Source organism: Martelella mediterranea, from assembly GCF_004342225.1.
Classification (GTDB): domain Bacteria; phylum Pseudomonadota; class Alphaproteobacteria; order Rhizobiales; family Rhizobiaceae; genus Martelella; species Martelella mediterranea_B.
Map to the genome: position 1 here is coordinate 1 of NZ_SMAR01000070.1, position 8,198 is coordinate 8,198.

General features: G+C 56.5%; 6 protein-coding genes and 1 pseudogene. 3 read left to right on the forward strand and 4 right to left on the reverse strand.

Annotation, left to right across the window (positions count from 1 at the left end; genetic code table 11):
* Positions 1 to 428 precede the first annotated feature (428 nt).
* The gene (locus EDC90_RS20135; protein WP_132314309.1) at positions 429 to 1,196 is read right to left on the reverse strand and encodes an IS6 family transposase; all 768 of its coding nucleotides are present in this window, start codon (positions 1,194 to 1,196) and stop codon (positions 429 to 431) included.
* Here EDC90_RS20135 and EDC90_RS20140 point away from each other — a divergent pair.
* A complete protein-coding gene (locus EDC90_RS20140; RefSeq protein ID WP_207903981.1) occupies positions 1,183 to 2,349 on the forward strand; it encodes a DMT family transporter in 1,167 nt (388 codons plus the stop codon). The genes EDC90_RS20135 and EDC90_RS20140 overlap by 14 nt on opposite strands.
* 496 nt (positions 2,350 to 2,845) lie before the next feature.
* A complete protein-coding gene (locus EDC90_RS20145) occupies positions 2,846 to 4,120 on the forward strand; it encodes a hypothetical protein (RefSeq protein WP_132314310.1) in 1,275 nt (424 codons plus the stop codon).
* A gap of 384 nt (positions 4,121 to 4,504) precedes the next feature.
* Here the strand turns inward: EDC90_RS20145 and EDC90_RS20150 are convergent, their stop codons facing one another.
* A complete protein-coding gene (locus EDC90_RS20150) occupies positions 4,505 to 5,365 on the reverse strand; it encodes a LysR family transcriptional regulator (protein ID WP_245511157.1) in 861 nt (286 codons plus the stop codon).
* Positions 5,366 to 5,521: 156 nt separating this feature from the next.
* On the opposite strand from EDC90_RS20150, the gene EDC90_RS20155 reads away from it, so the two are divergent.
* Positions 5,522 to 6,241: a putative quinol monooxygenase gene (locus EDC90_RS20155; RefSeq protein ID WP_132314312.1), complete on the forward strand. Its 720-nt coding sequence runs from the start codon at positions 5,522 to 5,524 to the stop codon at positions 6,239 to 6,241.
* A 323-nt stretch (positions 6,242 to 6,564) separates the two neighbouring features.
* Here the strand turns inward: EDC90_RS20155 and EDC90_RS20160 are convergent.
* A pseudogene (locus EDC90_RS20160) lies at positions 6,565 to 6,798 on the reverse strand (DDE-type integrase/transposase/recombinase); the annotation flags it as partial.
* A 67-nt stretch (positions 6,799 to 6,865) separates the two neighbouring features.
* A complete protein-coding gene (locus EDC90_RS20165) occupies positions 6,866 to 8,116 on the reverse strand; it encodes a reverse transcriptase domain-containing protein (RefSeq protein ID WP_245511158.1) in 1,251 nt (416 codons plus the stop codon).
* Between the last annotated feature and the right edge of the window lie 82 nt (positions 8,117 to 8,198).

Below are 8,198 nucleotides of genomic sequence, written 5' to 3' on the forward strand. Positions count from 1 at the left end.
CGTTTGAACTCTTCTGTAAATTCTCGCTGCTTCAATTCCAAGTCTCCTGTCAGTCTTATCTAACAGAAGCCCTCCACTTTTGAAGGGGAAGTCCAGGTTGAGTCTCGAAACAATCGGTGCGCTCGTTTCAATGAAAGGGGGGGCTAGTATGGTTCCTTCGTTAGCCTCTCCCCGGCTAAGTACCTTTCCTAATGTAAAAATTGTGAGCATCTCCGGCCGCGCGCCACAACGAACCATATACGCTTCTTGGCGCAGATCGTCGCCTCATCAGGAGGCATTTCATCAGTTGTGCCATATTTTGAGCGAGATGCAGGCGGTATGCGATCTTCCGATCGCAGGCGCGAGTTCCTTATAGTTGGTTAGAAAAGTTTCAAGGGCTCTGTTGCAAAAAAATCCAGCTGGCAAGGCAAGCCCCTCATTTTCTGCTGTCAAGCGGTCTGACCTTGTAGATTCTGGGCGAGCAGTTCCACGGCTTCTGTCAACGCGCTCGGCCCGATACCAAAAGCACGTTCAACGATGCGCGCTTCCCCACGGATGTCTCGTGTCAGGTTGAAAATATTAGCGTGGCCCTTGCGCAACGCCCGCATGACCTCGAAGCCCTTGATCGTCGCATATGCCGTCTTCAACGTCTTGAACCCTCTGACGGGTTTGATCAGCTGCTTTAGCTTACCGTGGTCAGCTTCGACGACATTGTTCAGATATTTGACCTGCCGATGCACAAGGTCATTGGGGCATCTGCCTTCGGCCTTCAACTGCGCGATGGCAATCCCATAGGTCGGCGCTTTGTCAGTGTTGATGAAAGTCGGCTTTTCCCAGTCTTTCAGGCCGTTCAAAGCTTTGCCGAGGAAGCGCTTGGCCGCTTTGGCATTGCGTGTCGGAGACAGGTAGAAATCGATCGTGTTGCCGAATTTGTCGACGGCCCGATACAGATAGGTCCATTTGCCGCGAACCTTCACATAGGTTTCGTCAACGCGCCAGCTCGTTGACTGTGGTCGGTGCCAATGCCAGCGCAGCCGTTTTTCGATCTCCTGCGCGTATTTCTGGACCCAGCGATAAATCGTGGAATGATCGACGGGCACACCGCGCTCACCCATCATCTGTTCAAGATCGCAGTAGCTGATCCCATAGCGGCAATACCACCGCACCGCCCATAAAATCACGTCACCCTGAAAATGACGCCACTTGAAATCGCTCATCAAAAGTCCCGCTGAAAATTGTCCGCACTCTTTCGGGCATCGGCAAAATTTTTGCAACAGAGCCATAAGATATGCCGCTCACGCCGTTGACAGTGGCCTCTTATCTCCCTTAGGCAGACTGTCTGCTTGCGATGGCGTCGCGAAGCACTTTCATCATTCAGTCCTGCACGCCCGGATCTTGAGCCGTAGCAAAGCTACGGCGAAGGAGTTCGAGATGTCTGTTATCGTTCAGGCGCCGCTGCGCCAGTCCTACCCCCCTCTGCTCGGCATGATCACCATGTCACTTGCAATGCTTCTTCTACCGGCAGGGGATGCCATCACAAAATCCCTGACGAGCGCTCTGCCACCGTCACAGATTGCGGCGGTCCGAGCCCTTGTGCAGGCTGGCTTTCTAGCTGGGGCTTTTATGCTGATGCGTCATCGCCTCTCAGGGCGTCCTTTCTCGATATGGTCGTTTCTCTCAGGCCAATGTGTTTCGGTTATCAGCCTGAGCCTGATTACAGCCTTCAAAACCATGCCCATTGCGACGGCTATCGCAATTTTTTTCGTTGAGCCGTTGCTCTTAACACTTCTCGCAGGATTTCTGCTCGGAGAAAAACCCGGACCGCATCGCTATGCTGCGATCGGAATCGGGATGTTAGGTGTTCTTCTGATCCTGCGACCAAATTTTGCAACCTTTGGTCTAACAGTTTTTCTGCCAGTCGCCGCCGCAGTCGCTTATGCGCTGAACATGATCATCACACGTAGGGCGACGCGAACTGCCTCCGCACTGACGTTCCAACTCGGGTCCGCTGCTTATGCTTGCATCACGCTGGTGTTGCTCATGCTGATGACCTCGGATCTACATAAGATGCTCAGCCGCCTAAACCCGCAGATTGCGTTGAGTCTCGCCGGGGCCGGCGTTCTGGCAGCGGCCACCTTCCTGTTGATCGCGTATGCCTTCAGCCGGGCCGAAGCCAGCGTTTTGGCACCCTTTCAGTATCTTGAAATTCTTGGAGCGACGTTCATCGGTCTTTTCGCCTTCGGCGATGTTCCGGATGAAATGACGGTTTTTGGAACGCTCGTGATCCTTGGCTCCGGCATGTATGTTTTCCACCGGGAGAGGCAGGCAAACCTACCTGTGCGGCGCAGCCATACCCGCCGCGACCGCTGAGGGAAAAAGCTGGGCTTCCGGAAAATTGCGCATCAACCACTTGGGTGTGAGCTGCCTGACGGCCTCCTCGTTGACGGCATTGCCTACGCCATCGAGGACATCGCTGTATTACCTCCGCTGAAAATTTCATGGGCCTGAATGACGGCTCTGTCCCGCTCAGCGGACGGTGAGTAGCCCGTGTTTGAAGGTCCGCTGTCGGGCGCTCGTCGGTCAGAACTCAACCGTTTGTGTCACAGGCGGAATCGACCGTTTTTGGCGCACACCTTCTGGCAGGAGGTTTATGTCCGGTGTGCGGACAAAACGGGCGTTCGGTCAGTCGCCGTTTCGTCCAAATGCTCAACGTGGGCTGTGGTCTTCACGCAGCACGGTACAGGCCGGCGCCCGAAGTTGAGGATCGAGCGACTGCCTCATGACAGCATGAATAACGCGCGTTGGGTCGCCAGCTGAGGCTTTATCACATATTGAGGTCCGTGAGAGACCGAACTGGGAGGTTCTCATGTGCAAGTTGGAAAGCCAGAAATCGGTCGATGACGAGACTACCCCGCAAAGCGAAGCGAGGCGCGGTTCGCATGTGAGACCGATGGATGCAGCGTCGTACCGATGGGTGATAGGGCTGCTCCCGGCGCCGGAGCTTCCCGAAAAGGTGGCCGCGCATCTGGCTGAGATATTGCCCGACCTTCTTCGCAGCGAAGTCGATGAACGTAACGACTGGTACGTGGAAATCGTCTGCGATCCCTTGACCGGCGGCGCTGGCGATCCCGCGGAAATTCTCGACGAAGCCGAAAAACGCAAACACCAGCACGGTTGGGATTTTGCGATCAGCATCACCGATCTGCCGATCCTCCGTCAGGACCATGTCGTGGTCGCCGACGCTGTTCTGGAAAAAGGCGTCGGCGGTATTTCGGTGCCCGCCACTGGCGGAATGCTCATGTACCGTCGGTCAGAGCGCGCCGCCGTCCTTGTGCTCAGAGAGCTCGTATCCAAGGAACCGAAGTCACACGATCAAGCTGCTGGCGATCCGGAGCGGCCCCAATCCCGCAAGTCCGTGACGGGGCGAACTGATCGATGGCCGTTGTTGCGATACTTGGCGCCCATACGCCGAATCGTACCGCAGGATCCGGACATGGCCGTCGATGTGCGATTCGTTGCTGCGCCGAGGCCTTACGCGTGGCTACGCCTACTAACGGGAATGGTGAGGGCGAACCAGCCCTGGACCATCTTTCCAGCCTTCAAGAGCGTGGTGGCCGTGGCTTTCGCCACCGGCGCATACGGGCTGATTTTCCCGACGCTCTGGCAACTGAGCGATGCCTACGGTCCGATCCGTTTGGTCGCCCTGATGGCGACGTCGATGGTGGCCATGGTGTTCTGGCTGATCATCTCACACGATCTATGGGAGAAGCATCAAGCGGAGGGCTCGCCCCTGTTAATGAGGCTATATAACGCGGCTACGGTGCTCACGCTTAGTGTCGCCGTTGTTCTCTATTATGGCGTGCTCCTGGCGCTGTTCGTGATTGCGGTGGTCTTGTTTGTGCCCCCTGATCTGCTCGAATCCCGATTAAGCCATGCCATCGGGCTGCTCGACTATGTGAAGCTGGCTTGGCTTGCGACGTCCGTAGCTACGATCGCGGGCGCGCTTGGGTCGGGGTTGGAAAGTGACGAGACGGTGCGCAACGCAACCTATGGATACCGCCAGCTTCAGCGTCGAAAAGCTGCGCAGGAAGAAACCGGATGGTCCAGCAGCCCATCGTGCGGCAGCGCCAGAACGAGTTAGTGGCGCCTCGATGACATCGTGCCCGACTTCGGAAAATTGCGCCACGACATACGCACCGATGGAACGCGTGCCCTGACAACCAGCGCTCTCATCATACTTCCGTTCCAGCGCTTAGCTTCAAAGTCTATGTGGACTTCGCCTGCCCTATAATGGTCAAGCAATGGCGCGAGAGGGCTCCTTCCGGACGTTCTCCGCAGCGCAGTATGGGCCCAAACCCGTACGTTTTTGTCACCGGCGCTTACCACCGTTATTGGCCATGCGGTTCTGGCGTGGGGTTTCTGCCCCACACCGGTCGTTGAGGCTGCGCGCAGCGGACGGCAGTTCAGAGCCCAAAGTACCAGTTACTGCACTATGCGCGAATGTCGGCCATCAATGAGACTACGCCTACACACGCGCAATCTCACGGATCAGATCATTTGTCTCTGGTCTCGTCGTTTGGTGCCGATAACGAAGAGCAGAAACAGTTCGCGAAATTTCAAGGTCGTCGATGAGTATCGAAACGAGGCCCCTATCTGCTGGAATTGCCGTGGTTGGCAAAATCACTGCGCCTAATCCCTGCCGCGCGAGTTCGACTAACCAATCCACGCGATTTGACCGATAGGCCGCGTAGAGTTCGTGACCTTGGTCTGCACATGCCCCATGCAACGCATCGCGCATTTCGCAATTGGGTCGATCGAGCATGTCAGTTTCAGCGAGTGTCGAAAGAGAAATAGCGTTTCGTCCAGACAACGGGTGCGACTTGGACACCACAACCTTGTAGGACTCGTCATAGAGCTGGTCTATTCGATAGAGGTCTTCACTGACCGTCGCCGCTGTGACAACGACGTCAAATTCACCCTCTCGCAATCCGGCCAGAAGCTTGGAGGCAGACGCCACGATCAACTCTATTTCGGCTTGCGGCAATCGTGTACGGAAGCGTTCCACGGCGGCTGAAATCCGGTTGTGACCAATCGTTTCGCCAACACCGACAGAAATAGGAACCCGCTCTAGTCGCGTGTGGCGGACGGCTTCTGCCTTAGCTGCCTGCGTTTCGTCATGCGCTTTCTGTAGCCTTGGCTGCATGAGTTTTCCGAGTGCCGTCAACCTGCATCCCGCGCGGTCCCTGACAAACAGATCACCCCCGAGCTCGTGTTCAAGTTTCTTGATCGCGGTCGTCAAGGACGGTTGGGAAACATTTGAGGCGCTAGCGGCATGGGTGAAGTTGCGATGCTGGCAGACAGCCAAAAAATACCTGATCTGGTTCATCTCCACTGCCACAGTCTCCGTCACTTTCCGCCATGAGGTTCACCATAGCACATGTCTATCAAAGAATAGAAGTTCGGGATTGGTGCCTGAGGCATTCGGCATGGGAAAAGGGTGCAGCGAAACCAAACACAACGACCTCTCAATCAGGAGGCGACCATGAAAGCCCAAATTCTCAAGACACTCGCCGCTTTGGCCTTGATCACGACATCTGCATCCGCACAGGAAACACCAATGGAAAATCACACTGCCAGCTACATCGCCATGCCCGCCGCTGAAGGCCAGACCGAAGCATTCGCCGAATTTCTGGCCGGAGCCGCCCCGATTGTCGCGGACACCGAACCAGGCACCGTGCTTTGGTTTGCCTTACAAGCCGACGATACGCTCGCGATCTTTGATATCTTCGTGGATGAAGAAGCGCGCAATGCGCATTTCTCCGGCGCTGTGGCCGCGGCTTTGAACCAAAATGCCGACGCGCTGGTCGCCGGGGGCTGGGACGATGGTGTTGTCGCGAATATCAACAATTCCGATGTCCTGTCGGCGAGGGAACCGGTTGATCTCTACTCGGCCACGACAGCCACGTACATCACGCTCGAAGCAGCACCCGGCAGAGGGCCGGAATTGGCAGCCTTGCTGACCGCAGCTGGTCCCATCGTCGGAGAAACCGAACCCGGCACATTGTTCTGGGCGGCGCTGCAGATTGACGAAACATCCTTCGCAATCTTCGACATCTTCACCAACAATGCTGGCCGTGAAGCACACTTTGCCGGTCAAGTCGCCGGGCTGCTGAACAAACGGGCAGCGGAGTTGGTCGCTGGCGGGTGGGACGACGGTGTGGTCGCTAACGTCCACAACTTCGACATCCTCGCCATCAAGTAACGCTATGTGACAGGAACAAGAGGCGCCTGGTGCAACGCATCAAGCGCTTTGCCGAACGAATTTAGATTCACCGTGAAGCGGTCGTTCGAGTAACTGCAGCGAATTAGCGCTTTGTCCGGATGGTGTTGAAAAACTCGACCCGAATTTCCGGCCGGCGAGTTAGGCAGAGCATTCCGCTGATGTCTCAGGCCAGTGACGGCCTCAGCTTGGCGAGTTTGCGGAGGTTCTGGACGGTTTGAACCGCGCCGGGTTTACCGGAGACCGTTTGGTTTAAGTTATGCGGCCAACGCTGGTGCGTCCAGCGTGGCATAGTATCGTTCTTCGGCCTCTGCCAGCCGTTCGGAATAGCGAATAGATACGTATTGCACACCGCGGTCCGAGTGATGGATAAGGCCGCTACGATGAACGGGCTGTCGATCATGAAGCGCCTGATCCAGAGCGTCGAGGACGAAGCTCGTATGGGCAGTGCGGCTTGCTCTCCAGCCGACAATGCGTCGAGCAAAAGCATCGATCACGAAAGCCACGTAAACAAACCCCTTCCATGTGGCGAGTGGAGTAAGAAGCGCAGTTGCGCTTCTCCTCCCCGAACCGCACGTGCACCTTTCAGCGCATACGGCTCTCCGTTCAAGCTTGGCCCATGGCCATGGCAACATCATGATAGTGCGAGGTGACGGTGCTGCGGGTTTCAGTCCGGAAGATGTATGGATTGACCTCCGGATTGCGCCAACGGAACTGTGCCTTCGGGCTTGAGACAAGCCGTTGCAGGTCTTTTCCGATGGCCTCGCCACGTTCATTGCGACCGTAAACGAGCCAGGTTTTCGCCTTGCCCGGTTCCGGGGCCCTGAACCATTTCCGCATCAAGGGTTTGATACGACATCGGTATTTATGCCCCAGCCAGTGCGCCAGTTTCCAGAATACGACATGGTCGATGCGCCGGAAGACGTACGCCCTGAAGTCGGTGAACTTGTAGAACGCCGCCCAACCCGCCAACTGGCGGTTCAGACCAGCGATCATATCGACCGTACTGACACTATGATTGCCAGAAAGGGTCCCGGTCAGTTTGCGAACAAACGCCTTGGCCTTTTCCCTGGGTATCGTCGTGACGACGGACATGCGTCCGTTCGACCCTCGCTTGCGAATGATCCGGTGCCCCAGAAAGACAAACCCGTCGTCGACGTGGGTGATATGGGTTTTCTCCATATTCACCGTCAACTTCAGGCGGTCTTCCAGAAAGGCGCGGCACTCCTCGCGGATCTCCAAAGCATGGGCCTTCGTCCCCTTGACGAGGACGACAAAATCATCGGCGTAGCGACAATAGGCTATCGCAGGTTTCCATTGCCGGTTCTCCCGAACCGTAATGGGGCGTCCCTGCTGAATGCCGAAGTTCCATGCCCAACGATCCTTGCGAGCTTTCCGGTTCAGGTATTTCGCCTCCAGCCAGACATCGAACTCATGGAGCATGATGTTGGACAGGAGCGGTGACAGGACGCCACCTTGCGGAACACCCTCGCTGGCAGCCCTGAACAGGCCACGGTCAATGTGACCTGCCTTGAGAATGTGCCAGAGGAGTTCGACAAACCGTCCGTCCCGCACCCGCCGCCGCACGCATTTAAGAAGCAGCCGGTGATGGACCGTGTCGAAGTAGCTTGCCAGATCACCTTCGATGACCCAGCGGCCCCTCGTCGTATCCGCTCCATCTTGAAGCTGGATCTTCACGGTGCGGACAGCATGATGCACGCTGCGTTCCGGCCGGAAGCCGTAGGACAAGCGATGGAAGTCGCTTTCCCAGATCGGCTCCATGGCCATCAGCATGGCACGTTGGACGATGCGGTCTGTCAGGGTCGGTATACCCAGCGGTCGTATATAGCGCGACAATCTGTCTGAGACGCCGGCGACAATCTGTCTGAGATTCTATGTCGCGTCATTTGTGATGTTATCATCCTGATTGCCGCTGGCA

Excerpts from the sequence above, each read along its gene's own strand:
- EDC90_RS20135 (WP_132314309.1), bottom strand. The coding sequence starts at position 1,196 with ATGAGCGATTTCAAGTGGCGTCATTTTCAGGGTGACGTGATTTTATGG.
- EDC90_RS20145 (WP_132314310.1), top strand. The coding sequence starts at position 2,846 with ATGTGCAAGTTGGAAAGCCAGAAATCGGTCGATGACGAGACTACCCCG.
- EDC90_RS20150 (WP_245511157.1), bottom strand. The coding sequence starts at position 5,365 with ATGAACCAGATCAGGTATTTTTTGGCTGTCTGCCAGCATCGCAACTTC.
- EDC90_RS20155 (WP_132314312.1), top strand. The coding sequence starts at position 5,522 with ATGAAAGCCCAAATTCTCAAGACACTCGCCGCTTTGGCCTTGATCACG.